A 25,559-nucleotide genomic window follows, 5' to 3' on the forward strand; every position below is an offset into this window, starting at 1 on the left:
GAGATGCCCCGATTTGCAGGAAGCCGAGTCGATCATGCGCGGTGGCGCCGGGGCAGGCCCCGACCGCCAGGCACCGGCAGCGGGCGGACCGCTGGTCACCGGGCGACCCAGGCACCGGGCGGACCCGGTCACGGGGCGGACGTGGTCACGGGGCGGACCCGGTCACCGGGCGGACCCGGTCACCGAGCGGCGTGGTCACGGGGCGGACCCGGTCACCGGGCGGACCTGGGTGGTGGGTGATCGGCGACGGGCCGGGCGGTCAGAAGGCGGAGATGTCCTGGGCCCGCTCGGTGCGGCTGAGTGCGCTGATCAGCGCGGACTGGCCACGGCGGCGGACGGCCAGGCGGACCAGCAGGTCGCGCACGGGCTCGAAGACGTCCGCCGGGAACTCCGGCGTGGGTACGCCGATGCTCACCGCCAGGTCGTCGGAGTGGACCACGATCTCCAACTGGCGGGTGAGCAGGAAGTCGCCGCGCCGCAGCGACCAGCCCTGCCACGGCATCGGCACGACCTCGCGGGCGGCACCCCGGGAGAGCAGGTCCCCCACCTCCGTCAGCGCCTGGGCGGAACGGGCGTGCAGGTCGGCCGGCCCACGCTCGGCGTCGGCCTCATCGGGGCCGGAGGCGACCGTGTCCTTGTCCGGGGAGCCCTCGGAGACCCACGCGGCCCGCTCGTAGTGCTTGTCGGCGGACCCCAGGGTGGGCAGGTCGGTCGGCATCGGCAGCAGCTCCGCCGCGCGTACCGCCTGCCGTCCGAGGTGACACGCCAGGCCACCCACGGACAGGTGCGGCAACGCGCTCGGGCTGGACCACTGCTCGGACACCTCGGGGCGTCGGATCAGGTCCAGGGCGATCGAGGCGGCGACCGGAAAGCTGGCATCCAGGGCGTCGGCAGGGCGAGACATCCGCACATTCTGACAGTCCCCACCGCCCAGCGCCGAGCACGCGACCCGGCGCCGAGTGTGTGGCCCGGCACTGAGCGCGCGGCCCGGCACTGAGCGCGCGGCCCGGCACTGAGCGCGCGGCCCGGCACTGAGCGCGCGGCCCGGCACAGTGAGCACGCGCCCCAGCGGCCCGGCCAGCTGCGCGCCCAATACCGCCTGATCGACTCGCGTTACAGGAAGTCGGGGTGTTCCCGGCACTGGGACACCCCGACTTCCAGAAAGCCGAGTCGATCAACAGGCCGAGCCGGGCCGAGCCGGGCCGAGCCGAGCCGGGCCGAGCCCAGGCCGAGCCGGGACAGCAGGGTCAGCGCAGGCCGGCGGCGGCGAGCAGGTTGCCCTCGGGGAGTGCCGGGAGGGCGCGCCCCTGCGACATCCGCTGCTCGGCGCGCTCGGCGGTGAACGCGGCGTCGTGGTGGATGGCGGCGGCGTAGCTGGCGGCGGTGCGCTGGGCGATCGCGGCCCAGCCGTACTGGTCGCGGACCGTCCGGCGGGCGTTGCGGGCCATGACGCGGGAGCGGTCGGGGTCCGACAGGAGCGCGTCCACGGCGTCGGTGAGGCTGTCCGGGTCGTGCGGGCGGAAGGTCATTCCGGTGACGCCCGGCTCGACGATCTCGCCGAGGCCACCGGTGGCGGCGACGGCCAGGGGAGCGCCGGCCGCGGCGCCTTCCAGGGCCACCATGCCGAACGGCTCGTAGATGCTCGGCACGGCGAAGCAGTCGGACGCGGCCATCAGCGCCGGCAGGTCGGTGCCGCCCAGGAAGCCCGGCATGGTGACCATGCCGCCCAGGCCGCGGCGGTGCACCTCGGCCTCCAACTCGGCCCGGTACGGGCCGTCGCCGGCGATCACGGCACGCAGGCCGGGGTGCCGCTCGCGCAGTCGGGGGAGCGCCGCGATCAGGTGCTGGACGCCCTTCTCGTACACGAGGCGGCCGGCGAAGGTGACGAGCGGGCCGTCCCCGGCGAAGCGGGCGCGGGCGGCGGCCACGGCACGGGCGGGCACCTGCCAGCGGTGCGGCTCCACGCCGTTGGCGACCACGTCGACCCGTCCGGCCGGTACGCCGAACAGCGCGTTGACCTCGTCACGCATGTACCCGGAGCAGACGATCACCCGGTTGGACTCGCTGCTGAGCCACTGCTCGACGCCGTGGATGGTGCGGTTCATCTCCTCCGGGAGCCAGCCCTGGTGCCGGCCCGCCTCGGTGGCGTGAATGGTGCTGACCAGCGGGATGTCCAGGTGGTCGCGCAACGTCATCGCGGTGTGGGCGACGAGCCAGTCGTGGGCGTGGATGACGTCGTAGGCGCCGGCCTGGGTGGCGCGCAGGGCGGTGCGGGTGAGGGTGTGGTTGAAGGCCATGGTCCAGGCCAGGAGGGAGCTGGTGGCGAGGGGGAAGGTGACGGGGTCTTCGGGGGCGCGCAGGATGCGGACGCCGTCGGCGTACTCCTCCAGGGGTGCGCCTTCGCTGTGGCGGGTGACGACGGTGACTTCGTGGCCGGCGGCGGCGAGGGCGACGGAGAGAGCGTGCACGTGTCGGCCGAGGCCGCCGACGAGCACCGGCGGGTACTCCCAGGACAGCATGAGGATGCGACGGGTCTGCGGGGGCACCCCGGGGCCGGGCTGCGCCGGCACGACAGCGCCGGGCTGCGCGGACAGGCCGGACGGCGCGGGAAGACCTGGCTGGGTCGGGAGCTGGGGCCGGGAGGTCAGGGTGGGCCGGTGGGCCCGGTCCTTGGTGGCAGCGAGCTGCTCGTCGACCCGCAGGGTCGTCACATCAATCTCCGTCCGTGCATGGTGGTGCGCGCCGGCGTCGGTGGCGGCGGAGCGAGAGGTGTAAGGGGTGGCCGAGGGCCTGGCGGGCACGCGCGAACGCTTGTCCCCGATCAAGGAAAGTCCATCCGGCCCGAGAACGCACCTCGAAAAGGGTCATCGTGACGGAGGACACCTGAGTGGTGTTGCCCGCTCAGACGGGTGGTTTCCGGGCAGCGCCTGGAAGGATGGATTGGCGCGCCCGGGCCGGGGGCACTACCTGCATGCGCGCGGGCGGTCTCGGCCGGTGCGCACATCACCATGGGTTGAAGGAGCGACATGCAGGTCTGGCCGGGCGAGCGGTATCCCCTGGGCGCCACCTACGACGGGATGGGCACCAACTTCGCCATCTTCTCCGAGGTGGCCGAGCGGATCGAGCTGTGCCTCTTCGACGAGTGGGACACCGGCGCGGAGCGCCGCGTCGAGCTGCGCGAGGTGGACGCGTACGTGTGGCACGCGTACCTGCCGGGCATCGAGCCGGGGCAGCGCTACGGCTACCGGGTGTACGGCCCGTACGACCCGGCGAACGGGCTGCGCTGCAACCCGCACAAGCTGCTGATCGACCCGTACGCCAAGGCCATCGACGGTGACGTCCAGTGGGACCCGGCGGTCTACGACTACGACATGGACTCCCCGGAGCGGATGAACGAGACCGACTCGGCGCCGTTCATGCCGAAGTCGGTGGTGGTCAACCCGTACTTCGACTGGGGCAACGACAAGCCGCCGCGCACCCCTTACCACCACTCGGTGATCTACGAGGCCCACGTCCGTGGGCTGACCATGCGGCACCCGGACATCCCGGAGGAGCTGCGTGGCACGTACGCGGGCATCGCCTCCCCGCCGATGATCGACTACCTGACCCGGCTCGGGGTGACGGCGATCGAGCTGATGCCGGTGCACCAGTTCATCCACGACCACCGGTTGAACGACCTGGGGCTGCGCAACTACTGGGGTTACAACACCATCGGCTTCTTCGCCCCGCACCACGGCTACTCCGCGCTGGGCCGGACCGGCCAGCAGGTGCAGGAGTTCCGGGGCATGGTCAAGGCGTTGCACGCGGCCGGCATCGAGGTCATCCTCGACGTGGTCTACAACCACACCGCCGAGGGCAACCACCTCGGGCCGACGTTGAGCTTCAAGGGCGTGGACGCGCCGAGCTACTACCGGCTCAGCGAGGAGGACCGGCGCTACTTCGTCGACTACACCGGCACCGGCAACAGCCTCAACGTGCGCAGCCCGCACTCCCTGCAACTGATCATGGATTCGCTGCGCTACTGGGTGACCGAGATGCACGTCGACGGCTTCCGGTTCGACCTTGCCGCCACCCTGGCCCGCGAGTTCTACGAGGTGGACCGGCTCTCCACCTTCTTCGAGGTGGTGCAGCAGGACCCGGTGGTCAGCCAGGTGAAGCTGATCGCCGAACCGTGGGACGTCGGCCCCGGCGGCTACCAGGTGGGCAACTTCCCGCCACTGTGGACGGAGTGGAACGGCAAGTACCGCGACACCGTCCGGGACTTCTGGCGCGGTGAGCCGGCCACCCTCGCCGAGTTCGCGTCCCGCATCTCCGGCTCCGCCGACCTCTACCAGGACGACGGCCGCCGACCGTTCCACAGCATCAACTTCGTCACCGTGCACGACGGGTTCACCCTCAACGACCTGGTGTCGTACAACGACAAGCACAACGAGGCCAACGGCGAGGACAACCGGGACGGCGAGAGCCACAACCGCTCCTGGAACTGCGGGGTCGAGGGCGACACCGACGACGAGGCGGTCCTCGCCCTGCGGGCCAAGCAGCGGCGCAACTTCCTGGCCACACTGATGCTGTCGCAGGGCGTGCCGATGATCGGCCACGGCGACGAGCTGGGCCGCACCCAACACGGCAACAACAACGTCTACTGCCAGGACAGCGAGCTGGCCTGGGTCGACTGGGACAACGTCGACGAGCAGTTGCTGGAGTTCGTGCAGACGCTCACCGCGTTCCGCAAACGTCACCAGGTGTTCCGGCGTCGCCGCTTCTTCACCGGCCTGCCGGTGAACGGGCGCGGCATCGACGAGCCGCTGCCCGACCTGGCCTGGCACACCCCGGACGGGCGGGAGATGACCGGCGAGGACTGGGGCAACGACTTCGGCCGTTCGGTGGCGCTCTTCGTCAACGGTGAGGGCATCCGCGAGCGCGGCCAGTACGGCCAGAAACACCACGACGCGTCGTTCCTGCTGTGCTTCAACGCCCACGACGCGCCACTGGACTTCACCATGCCCGGCAGTGAGTACGGCCAGAAGTGGGAACGGGTGATCAGCACCGCCGAACCCGAGCCGGACGACGCCACGGTGATCAGCGCGGGCGGCACCATCCGGGTGCCGGACCGGTCCCTCGTCGTGCTGGAGAGGATGATCTGACATGCCGGCCACCCCTCCCAAGGCCACCTACCGGATCCAGGTTCGCCCCGGCTTCGACCTCGACGCCACCGCCTCGATCGTCGACTACCTGGATGACCTCGGCGTCAGCCACCTCTACAGCGCCCCGCTGCTGACCGCGACCCCCGGTTCGCAGCACGGCTACGACGTGGTCGACCACCGGGCGGTCAGCCCGGAGCTGGGCGGGGAGGCCGCCCGGCAGCGGCTGCTGGCCGCCCTGCGTGACAGAGGGCTCGGCCTGGTCGTCGACATCGTGCCCAACCACGCCGGGGTCGCCGTCCCGGCCGCCAACCCGGCCTGGTGGGACGTGCTGCGCCGGGGGCGCGACTCGTCGTACGCCGACTGGTTCGACATCGACTGGGACCGGGGCCGGCTGCTGCTGCCGGCGCTGGCCGACGACCCGGCCGCCCTGGACGACCTCAAGCTTGTCGACGGGGAGCTGCGCTACCACGAACACCGCTTCCCGGTCGCCGACGGCACCGGCGACGGCACCGCCCGGGAGGTCCACGACCGGCAGCACTACGAGCTGATCTCCTGGCGGCGCGGTGACGCCGAGCTGACGTACCGCCGGTTCTTCGCCATCGCGGGCCTGGCGGGCCTGCGCGTGGAGGACCCGGCGGTCTTCGCCGCCACCCACGAGCTGGTCCTGCGCTGGGCATCCGCCGGGGAGGTCGACGGCATCCGCGTCGACCACCCCGACGGCCTGCGCGACCCGGCCGGCTACCTGGCCCGCCTGCGGGAGGCCGCGCCGGACGCCTGGCTCGTGGTGGAGAAGATCCTGGAGTACGGCGAGGAGTTGCCGGACTGGCCGGTGGACGGCACCACCGGCTACGACGCCCTGGCCATGGCCGGTGGGCTCTTCATCGACATCGACGCCGAGGGCGACTTCACAGTGCTGGACACTCACGTGACCGGCCGGCACACCTCCTGGGAGGACCTGACCCACGCCACCAAACTGGCCGCCGCCACCCGGCTGCTCGCCGCCGAGCTGACCCGGCTGGCCGCACTCGCCCCCGAGGTGCCGACCGAGCAGGCCCGCGCGGCGCTCGCCGAGCTGGCCGCCGCGTTCGCCGTCTACCGCGGCTACCCGCCGCACGGCGCCCGGCTGCTCGCCGCCGCCCGCTCCGAGGCCGGCCGCCGCCGCCCCGACCTGGCCGGCGCCCTCGACGCGGTCACCCGCCGTCTGCGCAACCCCGACGACGAGCTGGGCATGCGGTTCCCGCAGCTCACCGGCGCGGTGATGGCCAAGGGCGTGGAGGACACCGCCTTCTACCGGTGGACCCGGTTCGTGGCGCTCAACGAGGTCGGTGACAGCCCGGTCCGCTTCGGCGTGCCACCCGCGGAGTTCCACCGCTTCGCCACCGCCCAGCAGGTCCGCTGGCCGGCCAGCATGACCACCCTCTCCACCCACGACACCAAACGGGGTGAGGACGTCCGCGCCCGCCTCGCCGTGCTCAGCGAACTGCCGGGCCGCTGGGCGGAGCAGGTCAAGAGCTGGATGGAGTACGCGCCGCTGCCCGACCCGGCGTTCGCCCACCTGCTCTGGCAGACCGCCGTGGGCGCGTGGCCGATCGAACGCGAGCGGCTGCACGCGTACGTCGAGAAGGCCGCCCGGGAGGCCGGGGCCTCGACCAGTTGGGCGGAACCGGACCCGGCCTTCGAGCAGGCGCTGCACGACGTCGTCGACAGGATGTACGACGACCCGAGCCTGCACGACGAGCTGACCGAACTCGCCGCCGCGATCACCCCGGCCGGCTGGTCCAACTCGCTGGGGCAGAAGCTCATCCAACTCACCATGCCCGGTGTGCCGGACACCTACCAGGGCACCGAGCTGTGGGACAACTCCCTCGTCGACCCCGACAACCGCCGCCCTGTCGACTTCGACGTACGCCGAGAAATGCTGGCACGCATCGACGGCGGCTGGCGTCCCCCGGTCGACACCGACGGAGCGGCGAAGCTGCTCGTCGTGTCGCGGACCCTGCGGTTGCGCCGCGCGCACCCGGAGCTGTTCACCACCTACCGGCCGCTCCCGGCGCAGGGGCCGGTGAGCCGGCACGCGGTGGCGTTCGACCGAGGCGGCGTGATCGCCGTGGCGACCCGACTGCCGCTCCGGTTGGCACGTGTCGGCGGGTGGTGTGACACAGCCCTGTCACTTCCCGTTCACGAGATGAAGGACCTGTTCACCGGGCGGGTCTACAGTGGCGGAGAGACGCCGCTGGACACCCTCCTGGCCGATTACCCCGTCGCTCTGCTGGCTCCTCCCACCGCTGCCGAGGAGGCCGTTTCATGACCGAATTCTCCGTCTGGGCACCGGACGCCACCCGGGTGCGGCTGCGCCTGGCCGGCGACACCGACCACGAGATGCACACCGCCGCCGACGGCTGGTGGCAGGTCGACGTGCCCGACGCCGGCCCCGACTACTCCTTTCTGCTGAACGACGACGAAACCCCACTGCCCGACCCCCGGTCCCCGTGGCAACCTGCGGGAGTGCACGGGCCGAGCCGCCGCTACGACCACGCTGCCTACGCGTGGTCCGACAGCGCGTGGACGGGCCGGCAGCTGCCCGGCAGCATCCTCTACGAGCTGCACATCGGCACCTTCACCCCGGAGGGCACCTTCGACGCGGCCATCGACCGCCTCGACCACCTCGTCTCCCTGGGCGTCGACCTGATCGAGCTGCTCCCGATCAATGCCTTCAACGGCGAACACAACTGGGGGTACGACGGCGTCTGCTGGTACGCCCCCCACGAGCCCTACGGCGGCCCCGACGGCCTGAAACGGTTCGTCGACGCCGCACACGCTCGCGGGTTGGGGGTGATCCTCGACGTTGTCTACAACCATTTCGGGCCCTCCGGGGCCTACGCGCCGCAGTTCGGTCCGTACCTCGCCGAGCAGAGCAACAGTTGGGGCCGCTCGGTCAACCTGGACGGCCCGCACTCCGACGAGGTGCGCCGCTACATCATCGACAGCGTGCTCATGTGGCTGCGCGACTACCACGTCGACGGCCTACGCCTGGACGCCGTCCACGCGCTGCCGGACACCCGGGCGATCCCGCTGCTCGAAGAGCTGGCCATCGAGGTCGAGTCGCTGTCGACGCACCTGGGACGACCGCTGTCGCTGATCGCCGAATCCGACCTCAACGACCCCCGGCTGATCACCCCTCGGGAGGCGGGTGGCTTCGGGCTGCACGCCCAGTGGAACGACGACGCGCACCACGCGCTGCACACGTTGCTGACGGGGGAGCGGCAGGGTTACTACGGGGACTTCGGCTCCCTGGAGACGCTGTCGGATGTGCTGACGGGCGGGTTCTTCCACGCGGGGACCTGGTCGAGCTTCCGGAACCGGCACCACGGGCGGCCTCTGGATTCGCGGGTGCCGGGGCATCGGCTGGTGGCCTACTTGCAGAACCACGACCAGATCGGGAACCGGGCTACCGGGGATCGGATCTCTGCCTCGTTGTCGCCTTCGCTGCTCCGTGTTGGGGCTACGTTGCTGCTGACCGCGCCGTTCACTCCCATGCTGTTCATGGGGGAGGAGTGGGCTGCCTCGACGCCGTGGCAGTTCTTCACCTCGCACCCGGAGCCGGAGTTGGCCACCGCGGTGCGGAACGGGCGGCGGCGGGAGTTCGCGTCGCACGGGTGGCCGGAAGGGGACGTGCCCGACCCGCAGGACCCGGAGACGTTCGTACGGTCCCGGTTGGACTGGGCCGAGCTGGACAAGCCCGAGCATGCCTCGATGCTGTCGTTCTACCAGCGGTTGATTGCCCTGCGGCGCTCGACTTCGGACCTGTCGGATCCTCGGATGCACGAGGTGTCTGTGCAGCACGGAGACCAGTTCCTGGTGATGCGGCGGGGGGACACGCTTGTGGTGGCGAACTTTGCTGGGCGGGGGCAGGGAGTGTCGCTGCCTGGGGTGGCCCGGCGGGTACTGCTGGCTACGGGGGAGGGCGTCACGGTGATGCGGGACCGGATCCAGCTGCCAGCGGAGACAGCGGCGATCGTGGCGCTCTGAGCGCGCGTGACAGGCAGGGTTCACTCGCGTTGAGCGATGAGCCGAAATCGGGCTGTCGCTATAGTGCAAGTGGAGCTGTATCAGGCGGAGTCTTTCCCCCAATCAGCGCTCCATTGTCGGCCCGCCAGCCACTATCCAAAGTATAGTGGCTGGTCGGCCAACAATTCGCTACGTTCTTCTAGGCTGCTCGGCTGGACTGGCGCGTCAATCACGCCAATTGTGATATTTCCTTCGAATGAGCCGACTCTTTGTAGCCTGTGTTGCAATAGGGGTGAGTCAGCTGCCCGTTCTCCGGTGAGCCATTCCCCCCGTCCTGCTTCCTGAGGCGGTGATCAAAGGATACGGAATTGCGGGGCAGGCGCGCTCCACAGATTGCGCATCTCGTTTCACGTTCGAGTAGCTCATTAAGCATAAGCAGGTTCTTGGTCTCTTGTGAGAAATTCCGCCCGTGTAGGCGGTCATCGGCCGTAATTTCTCTCAAGGACTTAAGGGTAGGCTCCCCCTTCAGGCGCTCGAGAATTGCTTGCTCGCTGCAATCATCCTTCAATGCTTCGAAAGCTGTCCGAAGCATCTTGACTACGTGAGGGGCTGCCCTGCTAAAGCTGCCGTAGTTTCGCACAATTTGATTGAAGAAATGGCGGTACTTAATCAGAAACTCTTCAAACTCTGCTCTAACGGTAGTGAACTTCGCAATCGACTGAGTCTTTTCGAGGTCGAGAACGAATTCGACTGCCGCTAGGAAGGCTGCAGGTTGAAACTTGCCTGTGGCGCCATAAAAATATACCGCTGGGTGCAGGCCTAGGGAACCTGGCCCGTTGCCTGATATTCGCCCGGCAACCCTCCGTACAGCGCGCATGAAGCGGATTGTCTCTGAGCCGTCGGCATCGTCCGTGAGGTGGCTCGGACCGGGGGCTGTGACTCTAGACTTGGTGGTCTTCGAGTCACTCTCTCGCCACATATCGGGCGTCAGCTTATTGACAAAATTGACCAGCTCAAAGACCATTTTGAGACTGTCGGAGGAGTAGCCCCGTCCAGCCACTGGTAGGTCGGCGGTCTTGATCGATGTCTCAACATTAGGCTTAAAGATCAGATCGTAAACCTCTTTGCCTAATTGTTCAATGGTGTTCTTGGTGTCTTCATCGAAGTCTGACCAGTATTTGTGCCCCGTGCCTGCTCGAATGAATGCGCGAGCAGCGAGGGCATTGGGCTTTCGGCGAGCCTTGATCAGGTCCAGCTCTGTCTGGTCGATCGGAGTTGCTTGCTGATTGATCCTAAAGAAAGAATTTTCTGCCTTCTCCGCGCCACCAGAGACCCATTGGAGATCCATCGCTAGAATGCTTAGGTTTCTGGCGAGGCGGAGGCGGTCCTTGACTGCCGTGTCCGGGTTGCGGAGCGCGAGTAGTAGGTCACTGTATGAACCGACGCTCTGGCTGATTAGATTACGGGTCGCCTCTGCCGCGCGCTTCTGATCCGGCGGGATATTGTTTTCAAAAAATCGCATCGACGTGTGGCTGTCGCCGTAATCGTCGTGAACCCAAGCGGTCAGTGCGCTCAGGCGATGAGCGCCGTCGATAATAAAGATATTCCCACTCTTTGGCGATCGCCACAAGATAAGTGCCGGTATTAGGTCGCCGTCAAGGAAGCTCCTAACCAGGTCTGCTACCTTTTGGGGTGTCCAGTTCGCTGTTTCGCGTTGGAAATCCGGCTTTCGGAGTACATGGTAAATTAGGCCGTCAATGCCGAGGTCAGTGATTCTCATCGTCTGGCCAAGTTTGGATTGCTCCATCATTGGCTCTTCGGAATCAACTTCGAAATCCTCCCGGGGCACGAGGGCGTCCAAATTGACGTACTGCTGCGGCATTTCACCTACCAAATTTGCAGTTGCCCGACCTTGGGCTTGGGCGAGGCGTTCTGGTCACGGATGGTACCGCGAGCGCTAGATCGACTACATGACGTGGCCGTAGGAAGAAGCGGTCTGTGCGTCGTTCCTGAGGACAAAAAAATTGCATATAATAGTATTTAGTCTTAAGGCGGCCTCAAGTAGGCGCGGAGTACGTCGATGACGGAGAACTATCTGTAGCCATCGCCGCCGTAAGGGATGGCCCACATCCGAGTCGCGCTCGCCCGCTACAACATCCCGCAGGCTCCACCGCAGACGGACGAGCTGAGAAGGCAGATCGGGCACGCCTGGCTGACCTACCAGCACGCGCACTACGGGCAGTTGGTGCGGGTGGTACCCGGTCCGCTGGACGCCGTCCAGGGCGCGCAGTCACCGGAGCTGCTGGTGCACCTACCGGATCACCCCGTCGCTGCTGGGAAGCTCGGCCAGGCCGACCTGGCCTGGCTGGCCGCCGACCGCGCGATGTCCGCCGCCGGCGACGACCCGGTCCTCCCGGCAATGGCAGCCATCTCGGTAGCCAGGCGCTCCGCGCCTCCAACCGCGACCCCTCGCCCTAACAGCGGCTTAAGCTGCGGCTAACCCGCACCATCTCCACCCCGGCGCGCCCGCGTGATCATGAGGTTGGCGGGTCTTCGGGCGATCAAGTCGCCCGTCAACCTCATGATCAACGAAGCTAGGGTGAGTCCGCGCGGTCGCGGCAGGCGGGGGAGTGGGCGGTGGGCGGGACGTTGCCGCAGGGATCGCCGCCACCATGAGGGGGTACGACGATACGCGCCGCACCAGCTTCGGGCCGGTCGCCGTCGAGCTGGCCCGGGTCTCGTGTCGGCGCAACGGGGGGGGGCGGTTGCCGGCCGAGTATCGGGGTGCGTACCTGGTCGACGTCGCGCGGGCGTACCTGCAACTGGGTGACGTTCGCGGGGCGGCGAGGGCGCTTGTCGACGCGGACAGTGTCGCGCCGGCTGAGGTTCGGTGCCGGCCGTTGGCGCGTACCGTCATCGCCGATGTCGCCCGCGCGCAGCCGGCGCCGGCCGGCGTGGCGCGACTGGCGACGCTTGTCGGCCTCACCCGCTGACGGCCGCCGGCACCGGCCCTCGCGCCCGGACCCTGCGCCGACGAGCTGGCAGCATGGCATCGTGACGCACCTCGCCAGGGGCGTGGGACTACAGGGCTTTGCGCTGACGACGCGCGCGCTCGAATTCGGCGGCATCCGACATCCAGGGACTGTGCTGGTCGAGTGCGCCGCAGCCGCCGCGGACGAACAGGCTCACCAGGTGCCGGTACCCGGCCATCCCGTCGACCAGGCTGTACTCGACCCGGTACTCCGGGTCCGACCCGGCTTCACCCTGTCGCACCGTCGTGATCCGGGCGATGCAGTCCGCGTAGAACTGCAGCTGGATCCCCTCGCCCATCTCCTCGTCCTCAATGGTGAACACCTCGTTGTCCCCGGCCGAGCGGTCGGCGACGAACTCCCAGAATTCGGCGGACGCGCTGCGAGGGCCGTCCCGTAGCCACTTCTTCTCGCCGCCCTTGTCGTCGGTGAAGGTCAGGGCCGCCTTCGTCACACTCGCACCAGATTCGTCGTCTTCCGGCGGCGTGCTCTTGGCGCGGTCCGCGGCCTCCGAGCACATCAGGAAGCTCACCGTCCGCACCGCGTCATCGACGAGCCCGGGGTACGCGCGGCGCACGGCCGCGTCGACGGTCGCCTCCATCCTCTTCCAGTCGCGCTTGTCAGTGGCCCGGTGTCCCCGCCGTGGGTCGAGGCCGATCCGCATTCCGGCGCACGCCTGCTCGGCGGTGGCGATCACCTGAATGACCTGGGGCAGCAGCGCGGGGTCGACGGCATCGGGGTTCCGCCGTGGAATTGTCGCGCCGTGCAGGTGCTGGCCCGTGTAGCGCAGGATCTGCGCGTCGAGTGGCCCGAGGACCGCTCCCCGCTCGGCGCGGCGGCGGTCCGCGTGATGCTCCTGGGCGCGCTTCTCGTTCGCCGCCTCCGTCGCCGTGCGCATCGCCTCGCAGACCTGACCGTGCTCCAGGAGACGGATGGTGGCGCCGTGGGCGACGAGTCGGCTCTGGTCCCACGGGATGCGCCGAAAAAGCGCGTCGACGTCTGCGGGCGGGGAGAGCAGGATCGGGTCCAGGAGTGCGACGGCAGCATTCTCGTCGAGCTGGCCCCGGGTCCCGGCGGCCTCGCACAGCGGTAGGACCGCACTCCACAGCAGCAGGTGTCGGGCCAGGTCTTCCCGGATCACGGCGAAGTGAGCTTCGGAGATCGGGATCGTGAACGTGCGGGGCTCGTGGTTGGCGTCGGCTCCGGCGCCGAGCATCAGCTTCAGCTCGCCGTCCTCGCGGATGACGGTCGGGATCCAGCCGCTGCTCCGTGTGAAAACGATGTCTCTCATCGCGTCACGACCACTGTTCAGATTGGGCGTCGAGGCGTGGGTCGGAGCGCACCCAGACCTCGCCCCCGGCAGCCCCGGCCGGGGCGTCGACCCGTTCGAGACCGAGGAACTCGATCAACCGGAGCAATTCGGCTCGGTCGGCCCGATCATCGTCGATGTCCTGCGAGTCGAAGAAGATGTAGTAGCTGTCGGTCGGGTCGACGTAGCCGGAATCCGCCCAGATCCGGCCCACTTCGTCGATCGCCGCTGCCTCCGTCGTGATCGTGGCGGCGCGTGCGGCACCGCGCGCCTCCGGTGACGCGTCGAGGTCGGAGAGGTCGGCAAGCCACTGGCCGAAGTGGTCGAGGCCGGCATATCCGTTCTCGAAGAACAGCATCGCGCTCGGCAGGTAGCGGTTGGGCCTGTCGACCCGGAGGTGTTCCGACCGAGGATGGTCCGCCTCCGTGATCCGGGAGATCACCCCCAGGCTGGGCATGAGCACCAGGCGCTGCCTCGCCGGCTCGTCAGTGATGGTGTACGTGTCGGACTCTCGGCCCCGGAAGAACGCGGAGAACGCCACGTACGCCTCCTGCGGGTCGCCCACCGAGACGTGTTGATCGTCGCCGTCACCGCCAGCGAAGACGAACTGCTTCGGGCCGGGCTTGTAGGGGCGGGCCATGAGTTTCCTTCGTTCAGGGGTGAAAGCTCCGCCAGAGTAGTGGGTCAGGGTGACATGCCTGCGGCCCTGATCGGGGCGGGGTTTCCGGCAACGTGAGATCCGGGCATGTATCTCGGCACTGCTGGAGGGGAGAAACAGCAATGCTGGTAAGTGATTATCTCGGCGCGGTGCTCATCGGCGCCCTCGTCGGCCTGCTCGGACGACTCATCCTGCCGGGGAGGCAGCGGATCGGCATCTTCGCCACGTTCGTCATCGGCGTCGGCTCGGCGGTGCTGGGCACGGTGGTCGCCCGGGCGCTCAACATCGACAACGGGGCCAACGTGCAGGTGTGGGTGCTGCGCTGGGACTGGGTCGTGCTCGCGATCCAGGTCGGCCTCGCGATCATCGCCGTGGCGTTGGCGAACATGCTCACCTTCACCCGCCTGGCCGGCGGTGATGACACCCCCCGGCGCCGGACCCGTCGCAGCAAGGCCAAGCGGGAATCCTGATCGGCGGCAGCGTCAGTCGGCCGTACGGCGGCCAGCGGCGCGACGAGGCTGTGGACAGCGGCGAGCTGTCGACGCTCAGCGGGTGCGCCGCGCGATTGCCGCCTCGACGCCGTCGAGGATCAGGTTGAGGCCGAAGGCGAAGTCCTGCTCCTCTGGATCCTCGCCCGGTTCGCTCTCGAACGCGCCCGCCGCGAACAGTGGCGCGGCCTCGGGGAAGCGCTCCGGGTGGACGAGCGTGGCGAGGGCGAGGCCGTAGTTCTGCTCGACGTCCGACTGGCTGAGCCCGGTGCCGCTGCGGCCCGCCGCCATCTGCCGGCTCTGCAGGATCGCGTTGCGCACATAACCGCTGACGACGACGAGGATGCCTGCCTTCGTCCTTGGATCCAGACCACTGTCGTGCAGGACCCGCAGGAACGCGTCCATCCAGCCGATGGCGTTGGGCCCTCGGGGCGGGCCCGCGATCGGAACCTCCACGAGCCACGGGTGCTCGGCGTACCGGGTCCGGATCGCCGCTGCCCAGCGATGCACGCCGTCACGCCAGCCGTCCACGTCCAACCTGGGGGCGGACCCGGTGGCGTGGTCGGTCATCAGTTCGACGAGTTCCTCCTTCGAGCCCACGTGCCGATACAGCGACATCTTGGTGAAGCCGAGAGTCTGCGCGACCTTCTGCAGGGTCACCCCGTCCAGGCCCTCGTGGTCCGCCAGGTTAACCGCGGCACCGACGACCCGCTCGACGTCGAGTTCGGCGGGCCGGCCGCGGCGTGCGGACGTCGACAGTCGCCAGAGACGCGCCAGGTCGGCGGGCACGTCGTCGGCCATTGACGGCGCATTGTGTCCCATGGATAGTATCTCCCGTATATTAAATGCTGTCGTCGGGCCGGACGGAAGAAGAAGCATATGGACGTGTCAGCGGGCGCGTTGGGCGCCACGGCGAGCCGGTCGAGCGCCGGGCAGCGCCTCCACGACCTCGACGCGCTGCGGGGCTTCGCGCTGCTCGGGATCTTCGTCGTGAACATCACCTTCATGGCCTCCGGTTACCCGGGCAACCTGATCACGGACCCGGCGTTCTCGTCGGTCTTCGACGACGCGACGCGGTTCCTGTCCGCGGTGTTCGTCGACATGAAGTTCTACATCCTCTTCTCGTTCCTGTTCGGATACAGCTTCACGCTGCAGATGGAGGCGGCTGGGCGCGCGGGGGCCGCGTTCGGGCCGCGGATGCTGCGCCGGATCGCCGGCCTCTTCATCCTCGGCGCCCTGCACACCGCGCTCCTGTACGGCGGCGACATCCTGACGACCTACGCGGTGGTCTGCCTGATCCTGCTCGGGATGCGCCGGGTCCGCGACCGGACGGCGGTGCGCGTCGCAAGCGTGCTCTACGGGATCGTGCTGCTGAGCCTCCTGGCCAGCGGCCTCCTCGCGAACTCCTCCGCGTTCCTGCCGACCCGAGCCGAGGCACTGGCCAACGCCGAGAAGGCGACGGCCGCGATGCTCGGCGGATGGGGTGACGTCATTGGCCACCACCTCTCCGGGCTTCCCTTCCTGGTGCTCCAGTCCGCGACGTTCCAGGGGCCGACGGCGCTGGCGATGTTCCTGCTCGGCATGGTCGCCGGCCGACGGCGACTCCTCGCCGGCGTCACCGGTCACGAGCCGGTGCTGCGGCGGATCCAGTGGGTCGGCTTCCCCGTGGGGATCGCGGGCGGTCTGGTGTACGCGCTCGGCGGCGGCAACGGCCAGCCGCTGGCCGTGGGCGTGAGCGCGGCGACCGCGCCGCTGCTGACGGCTGCGTACGTGGCCACGCTGCTGCGGATGATGCACAGCCCGCGGTTCGGGTTCGTGCGGTCGGCCCTGGCACCGGCGGGGCGGATCGCACTCACCAACTACCTGGGGCAATCGCTGCTCGGGCTGCTCATCTTCAGCGGGATCGGGCTTGGCCTGGCCGGGAGCGTGTCGCCGGTGGGGACGACCGGGCTCGCACTCCTGATCTACGCGGTGCAGCTCGCGGTGAGCGCGTGGTGGCTGCGCCACTACCGGTACGGGCCGGCCGAGTGGGCGCTACGACGGGTGACGAACGGAAAGACGGCAGAGACCGATGTGATCTCCGGCCGCGATCGTGGCTCGGCGGCCTCAGCGGGCCGCCACTGAAATGCGGCGATGGGCAGGCTCCTCGCGCCGACACCCGCGCGCCGCCCACGATCCACTCGCCTTCACGGAAGTCGGGGTGTCCCGACTCCGGGGACACCCCGACTTCACGGAACCCGAGTCGATCTTTCGGCACACCGGCCGGAAACGCGGAACCGCGGCGGGACCCGGAGAGGTCCCGCCGCGGATGAAGAGCGTCGCTTACCAGAGGCCCCAGGTGAAGGCCTGGTTCTCCGACGTCGTGTAGCAGGTGAACTGCATCATGTCGGCACCGTTCAACCTCGAGTTGGCCTCCACCGCCATGCACTTGCCGGTGCCCCGGTTCTTGAGCTGGTAGTAGTCAGCGCTCCCGGAGGTGAAGAGCTTGATCGGTAGCCACTGGTCGTTGAGGCGGGCGTCGCCGCACACCTGCGTGGCGATCTTCGCCCGTTCGGTGGTCACCGCGCCGCGGACGGCCATGCACCTGCCGCCGTTGTTGAAGGAGATGCGGTAGTAGCCCGAGCTGGTCGTGGTGAAGGTCCAGTTGCGGTTCGGCCCGCCCTCGCACAGGTGCTGGTCGACCACGACGTTGAGCGCCGACGAGAAGGCCTCCGGCGACAGGCAGTAGTCGTTCGTGAAGGGCTGGATCACCCAAGGGCCGGAGGAGGCGGCCGCCGCCGGGCTGCCGGTGCCGACCAGCATCGCCGTGATCATGGTGAGCACCGCCATGAGGCCGGTCATCGCCTTGCGCTTCATCTAAAGCCTTTCGTCGTCCACAGTGGAGGGAGCCAAGGCTAGACGGTCACCATCGATGCACGCCAATCGGGACGGGACGGTCGGCGAAGGGCCGGGTCGTACGTCCGGATCACTCGAAGAACTTGATGCTGAACCCGGTGTCGGCCGTTGGGCCGGGCACGTTGGCGCGGCGGTAGGTGGTGTTGCCCCACCAGCAGAAGGTGCCGGTGTACCAGTAGCGGTTCGCCCAGGAGTACGCGGTGCCCTTGGGCACCCCGTGGTACATCAGCGGGAACCTCGGCCCGGCGGGTGGGCTCGTCGCGATGTCGCCGTTGAGCAGCACGAAGCTGTGGTGGCCAGGCCCGTTCACGTGCAGGGTGGGGTCCCAGCCGGCCATCATGGTGGCCCGGTTCGAGCCGAACAGGCACCCGTTCGACTTGTACCAGTCCCACACGTACGTCGGGTCGCCGCCGGCGCGCAGCCGAAGGTCGGCGAGGCAGTACTGGTCGCTCCAACTGCCGTTGGCCGAGTAGACGATGTGCAGCTGCCCGTTGGGGTCCCGGATCGCCTCGGGGGACTCGTTGATGAACGGGTTGCCGACGACGCGCTCCCAGCTTTCGCGAGGCTGGGAGATGACGTACCGACCGCCGGACGGGGTGAGCGGGTCGCTCATCCGGCTGAGGTAGATGTTCTGCTCGACGTTGGTGTCCCCGGCCCAACCGGACCAGACGAACCACCGCTGCCCGTTGAAGGTGAACAGGCTGCCGTCGATGGCCCACCTGCCGTCGGGCAGTGCGAGCTGCCGTTCGGCCGTGTAGCCGCTGGCCGGCGACGCCGAGTGGATCGCGTACATCCGGTGGGCGGCCCCGCGCCCGGCCGAGAAGTAGATGTAGTAGCGCCCGCCATCGGTGACGATCTCCGGGGCCCAGACCTCACCGAGGTTTCGGCTGTCCGTCCAGACCTGCCGCGCGGATGCGGCGGCCAGCGCGTCGGGGGAGGCCGCCTGCCGCACGGCGATCCCGCCGTTGAGCGACTGGACGGAGATGTAGGTGCCACCGACGCGGATCACGCTCGGGTCGGCAGCGCGCAGGCCGGTCTGCCCGGCCACCGCCGGCGCGACGCCGACCAGGGACAGGCCGGCGGCGAGCACAACGGCCAGCAGAATGGAGAGAAATCGCGGAAGGACTCGGCTATCGACGTTCACCATCGGGACACCTCTCCTCGAACGGAGCTGGCGATAACAATCGACACCCATAGATTAGGGCAGAAGGGGCGCTGCCGCAGTGTGCCCCGCGAGCCGGCTCGGCGCTCGCGGGCGAGGGTGCGCTAGCGTCTGGCCCCATGGAACCCGTGGACGTGGTCCTGGCCGTCGTGTGCGCCGCGGCCAACCTGGCCATGGCCACCGTGCTGCTCGTCAGAAGCCGCGGGGGCGTGGCCGCGCCCCGGATCTTCGGCCGCCAGCAGCCCCTGCCACGCCTGCGGGCCGCGATGCATGCCTGTCTGGGGCTGGGACTGGGCGTCGGCATGCTCGTCAAGGACGCCTTCCCGCCGGATTCCACCGGCGACGCCGTGGTGTTCCACATGGTGAGGATCTTGCTGGTGGCTGGCTTGGTCACCGCCCTGCTGAGCGCCTTCCGGTACCCGCGATCCCTCTCTGACAAGGCCGCCAGCTAGAAGGCGCTCCTCGCCACGCCGGCCAGCGACGCTACCGTCCTGCTGCTCGACTGCCAGTTTCCGCAGGTGCACAACGTCATCACCGAGGTGCATCGCGACGCGTCGCGGTACCTCTATACGAAAGACTTGTTGCGAAAGAGGACTGGCAGGAGGTATAACCGAAAGGAGTCTTTCGTTAAGGGGTGCTGATGGAGCCGAACGAGCCGGAGCGCCGGGTGCGCGTGCAGGACGCGACCAAGCTGCGCGCGCTCGCGCATCCGCTGCGCCTGCGGCTGCTGCGCTACCTGCTGGCCGCCGGCCCGAGAACCGCCGCGCAGTGCGCCGAGGCCCTGGACGACACCGGCGCGAACTGCAGCTACCACCTGCGTCAACTGGCCCGGCACGGCCTCATCGAGCGGGCCAACGCCGACGGGGCCAATCAGCGTGACCGACCGTGGCGCGCCGCCGCGACCGGGTTCGAATTTCTGCCGGATCCCGATGACGCCGAGGGCCGGCAGATCAACGACGCGCTTACCGCCCTGGGGGTCGACGAGGTGTTCCGGTCGTTGCAGCGCTACCAGCAGCAACAGCACAAGCTGACCGACGAGTGGCAGGAGAGCGCCACCTTCCACAACTACACGCTCGCGCTCACCCCGGAGGAGCTGCGGCACCTCACGCTGACCCTGGACGCCGTCATCCGGCCGTATTTGCGCCCGTTGCGCACCGCGCCCCCCAGCGGCGCCCGGCCGGTCAGTCTCAACCTGCAGGCGTACCCCACGCCCGAGTTGATCTGAGATGGTGGCGTTGCTGCGACACCGCGGCTTCGCCCTCGTCTGGGTTGCCGGGCTCTTCTCCAGCGTGGCGAGCTGGCTGCTGCTCACCGGGCTGCCGATCTACGTGTTCGGGGTGACCGGCTCGGCGCTCACCACCTCCGCCGTCTTCCTCGTCGAGCTGCTGTGCGGGATCACTGTGGGATCGTTCGCCGGTGCTCTCGCCGATCGTTTCGACAAGTTCCGGTTGATGAGCTGCGTCGCCGTGCTGCAGGCAGCGGTGGTGATCCCGCTGCTCGGTCAACCCGGCCACCATCTATGGATCATCTCGCTGGTAGCCGGCGCGCAGGCGGTGCTGACCCTGACGTTCGACTCCGCCCGCAACGCCGCGCTGCCACGCCTCGTCGAGCCCGCGCACCTGGTGCGCGCCAACAGCGTGGTGGCGCTCAACATCAGCGTCGGACGTCTCGTCGGAGGTTCGCTGGGTGGGTTCGCCATCACGCGCGACGGCACCCGCTACCTGGCCGTCGGTGCAGCCGTGGCCTTCGTGATCACGGCAGCGCTGATCGCCGCCGCCCGCCGGGCCGCCCACCACACCACCGCGGATCCGGCGACGCCGGACCGTACGTCATCGTTCCTCACCGCGTGGCGACACGGCCTCACGGCGATGCTGCGCAACCGCGCCGTGCGGGTGACGATCGTGAGTGTGGCGTTGGGCGGCATCGCGCAGGGCCTGTTCGTGGTGCTCTTCGTGGTCTTCGTCAGCCGCGCCCTGCACGCCGACGGCACCCTGACCGGTGTGCTGCGCGGCGTCCAGGCGATCGGTGGGGTCGCGGGTGGGCTCATCGTCGGCATGCTTGGCGCCCGGTTCAGCCCTCGTCTGCTGATGAGCCTCGGGGCGACCACCTTCGCACTGATCAGCCTTGTCATCTGGAACGGGCCGGCGGTCACCCGCCAACCGGAGTGGTACATCGGGTTGTTCATCCTGGTCGGCGCGCCGGGCATCGCGTACGCCAGCGGGGCTTTCGCGCAGATCCAACAGAGCGTGCCCGACACCGAGTTGGGCCGGGCCTTCGGCGTCTACTACGCGATCTACAACGCGTCGCAGGGGCTGGGCATGGCCGCCGCCGGCCTGCTTGGTGACGTGCTCAGCGTCGTACTCGTGCTCAACGTGCAGGCTCTGCTGTACCTGGCCTCCGGTGCGGTCGCCTACGTGGGCCTACGGTTCGCACGGCAGCAACGCGCGGCAGTACGGCGGCGCGCCACAGTGGACATTGGTTAGCCGCCCGTCGCCGGCTTCGATGACACGCCAGGCAGTCCGGTCTCAACCATGAGCGTGGGGCTCGGGTCGACCCGCGCCCCACGGTTCGCGCGAACGGCAGCCGCGCCTATGCGTCTGCGATGGCCTTGAGCGCGGTGTCGAGTGCCTGGTCCGCCGGGACGGGAACGTCGGGGACCACTCCGACGCCCTCCCAGTTGGTGCCGGTGACGCTGTTGATGGTGCGGGCGGTCGGCACGGTCACGAGGATGTGTTCGGTGACCGGGTGGCGGGCTGTGGGATGCGCGCCGCCGCGTGTCGTCTCACCGACGACGACGGCCCGGCCGTGCGCCTGAAGGGTGTACGCCACGTCCTCGCCCCCGGAGAACGTCGTCGCGCTGGTCAGCACGTACACCGGGCGGTCGGCGTAGCGCGGCGCGGGAAGGTGCGCGGTCGTCCAGAATTGGCGCGTCGCGCCGGTGGACCGCTCGTAGAAGTCGTTGAGGTGCACCTGGTCGTCGCGGAAGAAGTAGCTGCACCACATCGCGGCTCCCTCCGGTGTTCCGCCGGAACAGGCGCGCAGGTCCAGGATGAGCGCGGAGCTGAGGGCGACCAGTTGCATGGCCGCGCCGATCGCGGCAGCGCCCTCGTCGGCGTACGCGATGCGCCGCACGTCGATGAATCCGACGTTGCCGTCCAGGTGCTCGACTCTACGGATGCCCTGGTTCTCCGCCCTGAGCAGCGCGAGGAACGCCGCCCGCCCGCCGTCCTCGTCCGCTGGATCGAGCGACTGCGGCTGGTCCGACCACAGCAGCCGCAGATGCTTGTCCGGGCACACCTGCTGAAGGTGTGCGGTGACCGTCTCGCAGAGCGCCGGCCCGTCCAGGCCGTCGTACTCGCCCGCCGTGAGACGACACCGGATCGCGGCGTCGATGTCGGCGACCTTCTCGGGGAAGACGTAGCCCGCCCCGATCCGATCCAGGGCCTGTCCGACTACCTCTTCGTGTGAGTGCACGGCTGGGAACGCTAGACCGCGAACAGCGTCATGGCCAGCGAATTCCGCGCAGCGGCTCAGGAGCGCGGCAGCATGCCCACGAGCGACGTGATGATGGCGATCCGCAGGGCTGTCCGTAGGTCGACGTGGTGGACCGCGAGCGCCGGCTCGGACTCGTAGACGGCGAGCAGGCTCGGCGGCGGCGAGGTGTAGGCGGACAGCGCGCCGGCCATGATCAGAGCGTTCAGGCAGAACAGTTCGGCGTTGTCGCCGGTCTCGGGCAGGTGCCGCCGGACGAGGCCGGCCATCACCGCCAGCCTGCCCAGTGCGGCCCGCTTGTGCCGGCGGGCCACCTCGACCGAGACGTTGTGTTCGAGCACCCCGCCCTGCGCGCCGAACAGATCGCAGAGCACCGTCTGGGCGGCGAGCGATCGGCTGAGCACGTCGGCCGTCTGCTCCACCCGTTCCATCGCCGGCCGGCTCACGTCGACACCGTTGGCCAGCTCCTGCTCCAGCTCGGCCAGCCAGGTCGCCGTCCGGTCGTCCAGCAGGTCGAGCAGGATCGCCTCGCGGGACTCGAAATAGCGCAGCACCGCCGTCTTGGCCAGGCCGACCCGCCGGCTCAGCTCGTTCAGGGTCACCTCGGCCACCGGCATCTCGTCGAGCATCGCCGAGGTCGTCTCCAGGATGGCCCGGCGTCGGACCTCACGCTGCTCCTCGCTGCGCGCCCGCTGGAACGTCATGACACCAACCCTAGCTTAGGTACCGGTGGTCCCTTGACAGCGTACCGGCGGTACCTTACCGTTCAGGCATAACTTACCGGCGGTACTTTAAGGGGCTTGACATGAAGTGGACCGAGCAGCAGATTCCGCGCCAGGACGGCCGGGTGGCCGTGGTCACCGGCGCCAACACCGGGCTGGGCTTCGAGACCGCCCGGCGGCTCGCCGAGCGCGGGGCGTCGGTCGTGCTGGCCGTGCGCGACACAGGCAAGGGCAAATCGGCCGCCGCCCGCATCAACGGCGATGTCTCCGTACGGGAACTGGACCTGACCTCGCTGGAGTCGGTGCGCGCCGCCGCGGCCGGCCTGCGCGCCACCCACCCGCGGATCGACCTGCTGATCAACAACGCCGGCGTGATGTACACCCCGAAGCAGAGCACCCGCGACGGCTTCGAGATGCAGTTCGGCACCAACCACCTGGGCCACTTCGCGTTCACCGGCTTGGTGCTCGACCTGCTGCTGCCCGTGCCCGGCTCGCGAGTGGTCACGGTCAGCAGCGTCGGCCACCGCATCCGCGCCGCCATCCACTTCGACGACCTTCAGTTCGAGCGTTCCTACAGCCGGGTCGGCGCCTACGGCCAGTCGAAGCTCGCCAACCTGATGTTCACCTACGAGTTGCAGCGCCGGCTCACCGCGCACGGCACCACCGTCGCGGTGGCCGCACACCCCGGCGTCTCCAACACCGAACTGGTCCGCAACGCCCCGGCGGCCGTCCGCCGACCGATCACCTGGCTCGCCCCGGTGATCACCCAGCCCGCGACGGCCGGCGCACTGCCCACCCTGCGGGCCGCCACCGACCCGTCCGTCCTCGGCGGGCAGTACTACGGCCCCGACGGCCTCGGCGAGGCGCGCGGCTACCCGAGGCTTGTCACTTCCAGCCCCGACTCCTACGACGTGAGCGTGCAGCAGCGCCTCTGGGATGTCTCGGAAGACCTCACCGGCGTACGGTTCCCGCTGGGCCGGGCAGCCGTCGCGGCGTGACCGCGCCAAAGGGTGGGCGCGTGGCCCGGGCGACCGCCCGCGCGTAGTTCGGGTCCTGTTAGTCGCGGCCGACCCAGGTAGCGACGCACGCCTCGTTGCCCTCGGCGTCGGCCAGGACCCACCACATGGGCGCGTGCGCGTCGGACACCAGGCGGCCGCCGGCGGCCAGGGCAGCGGCGATGCGAGCCTCCGCCTGATCGTGCGGGACAGCTATGTCGAGGTGCATGCGGTTGCGGTGTGGGCGCGCCTCGGCCATGTGCTGCAACCCGAAGCCCGGGCCGCGCCGTAACGGATCGAACAGGTGGTCGTCGCCGATCTGGCGGTAGCCGAGCAGCGCCCGCCAGAACGGCAGAACGTCCGCGCTGGCGAGTGCGTCGAGGGTGATGTTGACGAGTTGGACGGCGGTCGGATCGGCGCGGATGTCCAGCTCCTTGGCAGCGGCCGAGATCCGCCGCGCCAACGCGATGTCGCGCCGAGCCAGGCTCACCGTCACGCCGGTGCCGCGCAGGTCGACGCTGAGGTACTGCTGCTGGGTTTCGTCGGTGAGCCGGCCGATCTCATCGACGAGCGCGATGCCCTCGGCCAGCGATTCGGTCGGGAAGTAGGCCGAGACCAGGTGGTAGAGGGAGCGCCAGTCCTCGACCCCGTCGGCCGCGTGGAAATGCGCGGCCCTGATCTGCGCAGTCATGTCGGCGAACCTAACATCGGCGGTGTTGCCTCCTGGTGGTCACAGCTGGGCGACGACCACCCGGGTGGCCTGGGCGATGAGCGCGTCGTCGGGGGTGGCGTCCTTCGTGTCGCGACTGGACAGCACCGCCAGCACGATCGGGGCCCGGTCGGGCGGCCAGATCACCGCTATGTCGTTGCGGGTGCCGTACCCGCCGGTCCCGGTCTTGTCCCCGACCACCCAGCCGGCCGGCACCCCGGCGCGGACCAGCGCCGTGCCGGTGGTGTTGCCCCGCAGCCAGCCGCGCAGCACGTCGCGGTCCGCCGGTTCCACAGCAACCCCCACTGTGTACGCCCGCAGGTCGCCGGCCAGGGCCCGCGCGGTGCTGGTGTCCCGCTTGTCGCCAGGTGTTCCCTCGTTCAGCGCGGTCTCGTAGCGGGCCGCCTCGGTGACCGTGTCGCCGAGCGCGCGCAGCTTCGCCTCGAACCCCGCCGGCCCGCCGAGGTGGCGCAGCAGCAGGTTGCCGGCCGTGTTGTCGCTGTAGCGCACGGCGGCGTCGGCCAGAGCGCGCAGGCTCATGCCCTCGCCGACGTGCTCCTCCGTGACGGGGGAGTGCGCCACCAGGTCCCGCGCCGGATACCGCACCACCCGGTCCAACTGGGCGTCGGTGGTGCCGTCGAGCACCTGGGCGGCAGCGAGGGCCTTCCACGTCGAGGCGTACGCGAACCGCTCGTCGGCGCGGTACTCCACGGTGCGACCGGTGCCCGTGTCGACGGCGTAGATCCCCAGCCGCGCCCCGAACTGCTCCTCCAGCCGACGGAACTCCTGATCGGCGGCCGGCGACGGTGCGAGCGTCACCTCCGGGCTCGGCGTCGTCCGCGCCTCGGTGGAGTCGCGGTTGTCGCCGCCGCTGCACCCCGCCAACGACATCACTGTCACCGCCGTGGCCACCACTGCGGCCAGACGCCGGACCGGGAACGTCATGTC

At 69.2% G+C, this 25,559-nt stretch carries 23 protein-coding genes; 11 read left to right on the forward strand and 12 right to left on the reverse strand.

The window, feature by feature from the left end; translation table 11 throughout:
- Window positions 1-259: 259 nt before the first annotated feature.
- Window positions 260-904: a maleylpyruvate isomerase N-terminal domain-containing protein gene (locus ACGF3C_RS30065; protein ID WP_393227074.1), complete on the reverse strand. Its 645-nt coding sequence runs from the start codon at window positions 902-904 to the stop codon at window positions 260-262.
- A gap of 343 nt (window positions 905-1,247) precedes the next feature.
- Window positions 1,248-2,711: a glycosyltransferase family 4 protein gene (locus tag ACGF3C_RS30070; RefSeq protein WP_393227076.1), complete on the reverse strand. Its 1,464-nt coding sequence runs from the start codon at window positions 2,709-2,711 to the stop codon at window positions 1,248-1,250.
- A 315-nt stretch (window positions 2,712-3,026) separates the two neighbouring features.
- On the opposite strand from ACGF3C_RS30070, the gene glgX reads away from it, so the two are divergent.
- Genes glgX through treZ form a run of 3 tightly spaced genes read left to right on the forward strand, consistent with a single transcriptional unit; the run spans window position 3,027 to window position 9,173 of the window.
- Complete coding sequence (gene glgX / locus ACGF3C_RS30075) at window positions 3,027-5,144, forward strand: glycogen debranching protein GlgX (protein ID WP_393227077.1); 2,118 nt, start codon at window positions 3,027-3,029, stop codon at window positions 5,142-5,144.
- A 1-nt stretch (window position 5,145) separates the two neighbouring features.
- On the forward strand, window positions 5,146-7,452 hold the full coding sequence (gene treY / locus ACGF3C_RS30080; RefSeq protein WP_393227079.1) for a malto-oligosyltrehalose synthase: 2,307 nt from the start codon (window positions 5,146-5,148) through the stop codon (window positions 7,450-7,452).
- Window positions 7,449-9,173, forward strand: coding sequence for a malto-oligosyltrehalose trehalohydrolase (gene treZ / locus ACGF3C_RS30085; RefSeq protein WP_393227081.1), 1,725 nt, complete (start codon window positions 7,449-7,451; stop codon window positions 9,171-9,173). The genes treY and treZ overlap by 4 nt, the downstream gene beginning before the upstream one ends.
- A 208-nt stretch (window positions 9,174-9,381) precedes the next feature.
- Here the strand turns inward: treZ and ACGF3C_RS30090 are convergent, their stop codons facing one another.
- On the reverse strand, window positions 9,382-11,034 hold the full coding sequence (locus tag ACGF3C_RS30090; RefSeq protein WP_393227083.1) for an HNH endonuclease family protein: 1,653 nt from the start codon (window positions 11,032-11,034) through the stop codon (window positions 9,382-9,384).
- A 237-nt stretch (window positions 11,035-11,271) separates the two neighbouring features.
- Here ACGF3C_RS30090 and ACGF3C_RS30095 point away from each other — a divergent pair, with 237 nt between their 5' ends.
- Together ACGF3C_RS30095 and ACGF3C_RS30100 are read left to right on the forward strand one after the other, a co-directional pair.
- Window positions 11,272-11,652: a hypothetical protein gene (locus ACGF3C_RS30095; RefSeq protein WP_393227085.1), complete on the forward strand. Its 381-nt coding sequence runs from the start codon at window positions 11,272-11,274 to the stop codon at window positions 11,650-11,652.
- Window positions 11,653-11,824: 172 nt separating this feature from the next.
- Window positions 11,825-12,145, forward strand: coding sequence for a hypothetical protein (locus ACGF3C_RS30100; protein WP_393227086.1), 321 nt, complete (start codon window positions 11,825-11,827; stop codon window positions 12,143-12,145).
- An 88-nt stretch (window positions 12,146-12,233) separates the two neighbouring features.
- Here ACGF3C_RS30100 and ACGF3C_RS30105 read toward each other — a convergent pair whose 3' ends face one another.
- Together ACGF3C_RS30105 and ACGF3C_RS30110 are read right to left on the reverse strand one after the other, a co-directional pair.
- Complete coding sequence (locus ACGF3C_RS30105; RefSeq protein ID WP_393227088.1) at window positions 12,234-13,472, reverse strand: DUF6357 family protein; 1,239 nt, start codon at window positions 13,470-13,472, stop codon at window positions 12,234-12,236.
- A gap of 4 nt (window positions 13,473-13,476) precedes the next feature.
- The gene (locus ACGF3C_RS30110) at window positions 13,477-14,130 is read right to left on the reverse strand and encodes a hypothetical protein (protein WP_357231254.1); all 654 of its coding nucleotides are present in this window, start codon (window positions 14,128-14,130) and stop codon (window positions 13,477-13,479) included.
- A gap of 140 nt (window positions 14,131-14,270) precedes the next feature.
- Here ACGF3C_RS30110 and ACGF3C_RS30115 point away from each other — a divergent pair, with 140 nt between their 5' ends.
- Window positions 14,271-14,618 (forward strand): GlsB/YeaQ/YmgE family stress response membrane protein, encoded by a 348-nt coding sequence (locus ACGF3C_RS30115; protein WP_393227090.1) that lies wholly within the window; start codon window positions 14,271-14,273, stop codon window positions 14,616-14,618.
- Window positions 14,619-14,693: 75 nt separating this feature from the next.
- Here ACGF3C_RS30115 and ACGF3C_RS30120 read toward each other — a convergent pair whose 3' ends face one another.
- The gene (locus tag ACGF3C_RS30120; RefSeq protein ID WP_393227092.1) at window positions 14,694-15,437 is read right to left on the reverse strand and encodes a TetR/AcrR family transcriptional regulator; all 744 of its coding nucleotides are present in this window, start codon (window positions 15,435-15,437) and stop codon (window positions 14,694-14,696) included.
- A gap of 78 nt (window positions 15,438-15,515) precedes the next feature.
- Between ACGF3C_RS30120 and ACGF3C_RS30125 the strand changes: the two genes are divergently transcribed.
- Window positions 15,516-16,760 carry a DUF418 domain-containing protein gene (locus ACGF3C_RS30125; RefSeq protein WP_393227094.1) on the forward strand — a complete coding sequence of 415 codons (1,245 nt, stop codon included), beginning with the start codon at window positions 15,516-15,518 and terminating at the stop codon, window positions 16,758-16,760.
- 198 nt (window positions 16,761-16,958) lie between these two features.
- On the opposite strand, the gene ACGF3C_RS30130 is transcribed toward ACGF3C_RS30125, so the two are convergent.
- Window positions 16,959-17,492 carry an RICIN domain-containing protein gene (locus ACGF3C_RS30130; protein WP_393227095.1) on the reverse strand — a complete coding sequence of 178 codons (534 nt, stop codon included), beginning with the start codon at window positions 17,490-17,492 and terminating at the stop codon, window positions 16,959-16,961.
- Between the two features lie 109 nt (window positions 17,493-17,601).
- A complete protein-coding gene (locus ACGF3C_RS30135; protein WP_393227097.1) occupies window positions 17,602-18,678 on the reverse strand; it encodes a glycoside hydrolase family 43 protein in 1,077 nt (358 codons plus the stop codon).
- A 134-nt stretch (window positions 18,679-18,812) separates the two neighbouring features.
- On the opposite strand from ACGF3C_RS30135, the gene ACGF3C_RS30140 reads away from it, so the two are divergent.
- From ACGF3C_RS30140 to ACGF3C_RS30150, 3 genes are all read left to right on the forward strand, one after another.
- Window positions 18,813-19,145, forward strand: a complete 333-nt coding sequence (locus ACGF3C_RS30140) for a hypothetical protein (protein ID WP_393227099.1) — start codon at window positions 18,813-18,815, stop codon at window positions 19,143-19,145.
- 188 nt (window positions 19,146-19,333) lie between these two features.
- The gene (locus ACGF3C_RS30145) at window positions 19,334-19,918 is read left to right on the forward strand and encodes a winged helix-turn-helix domain-containing protein (protein WP_357231233.1); all 585 of its coding nucleotides are present in this window, start codon (window positions 19,334-19,336) and stop codon (window positions 19,916-19,918) included.
- A gap of 1 nt (window position 19,919) precedes the next feature.
- Entirely contained in the window at window positions 19,920-21,176 is a 1,257-nt protein-coding gene (locus tag ACGF3C_RS30150) for an MFS transporter (protein ID WP_393227101.1), read from the forward strand.
- Window positions 21,177-21,282: 106 nt separating this feature from the next.
- On the opposite strand, the gene ACGF3C_RS30155 is transcribed toward ACGF3C_RS30150, so the two are convergent.
- Both ACGF3C_RS30155 and ACGF3C_RS30160 read right to left on the reverse strand, forming a co-directional pair.
- On the reverse strand, window positions 21,283-22,167 hold the full coding sequence (locus tag ACGF3C_RS30155; RefSeq protein WP_393227103.1) for a S41 family peptidase: 885 nt from the start codon (window positions 22,165-22,167) through the stop codon (window positions 21,283-21,285).
- 56 nt (window positions 22,168-22,223) lie between these two features.
- Window positions 22,224-22,889, reverse strand: coding sequence for a TetR/AcrR family transcriptional regulator (locus ACGF3C_RS30160; RefSeq protein ID WP_393227105.1), 666 nt, complete (start codon window positions 22,887-22,889; stop codon window positions 22,224-22,226).
- Between the two features lie 101 nt (window positions 22,890-22,990).
- On the opposite strand from ACGF3C_RS30160, the gene ACGF3C_RS30165 reads away from it, so the two are divergent.
- Window positions 22,991-23,905: an SDR family NAD(P)-dependent oxidoreductase gene (locus tag ACGF3C_RS30165; RefSeq protein ID WP_393227107.1), complete on the forward strand. Its 915-nt coding sequence runs from the start codon at window positions 22,991-22,993 to the stop codon at window positions 23,903-23,905.
- 58 nt (window positions 23,906-23,963) lie between these two features.
- On the opposite strand, the gene ACGF3C_RS30170 is transcribed toward ACGF3C_RS30165, so the two are convergent.
- Together ACGF3C_RS30170 and bla are read right to left on the reverse strand one after the other, a co-directional pair.
- Window positions 23,964-24,593, reverse strand: a complete 630-nt coding sequence (locus ACGF3C_RS30170; RefSeq protein WP_393227109.1) for a VOC family protein — start codon at window positions 24,591-24,593, stop codon at window positions 23,964-23,966.
- Between the two features lie 39 nt (window positions 24,594-24,632).
- Window positions 24,633-25,556, reverse strand: coding sequence for a class A beta-lactamase (gene bla / locus ACGF3C_RS30175; RefSeq protein ID WP_393227111.1), 924 nt, complete (start codon window positions 25,554-25,556; stop codon window positions 24,633-24,635).
- Window positions 25,557-25,559 lie beyond the last annotated feature (3 nt).

The organism is Micromonospora sp. NPDC047762 (assembly GCF_043204655.1).
Lineage (GTDB): Bacteria > Actinomycetota > Actinomycetes > Mycobacteriales > Micromonosporaceae > Micromonospora.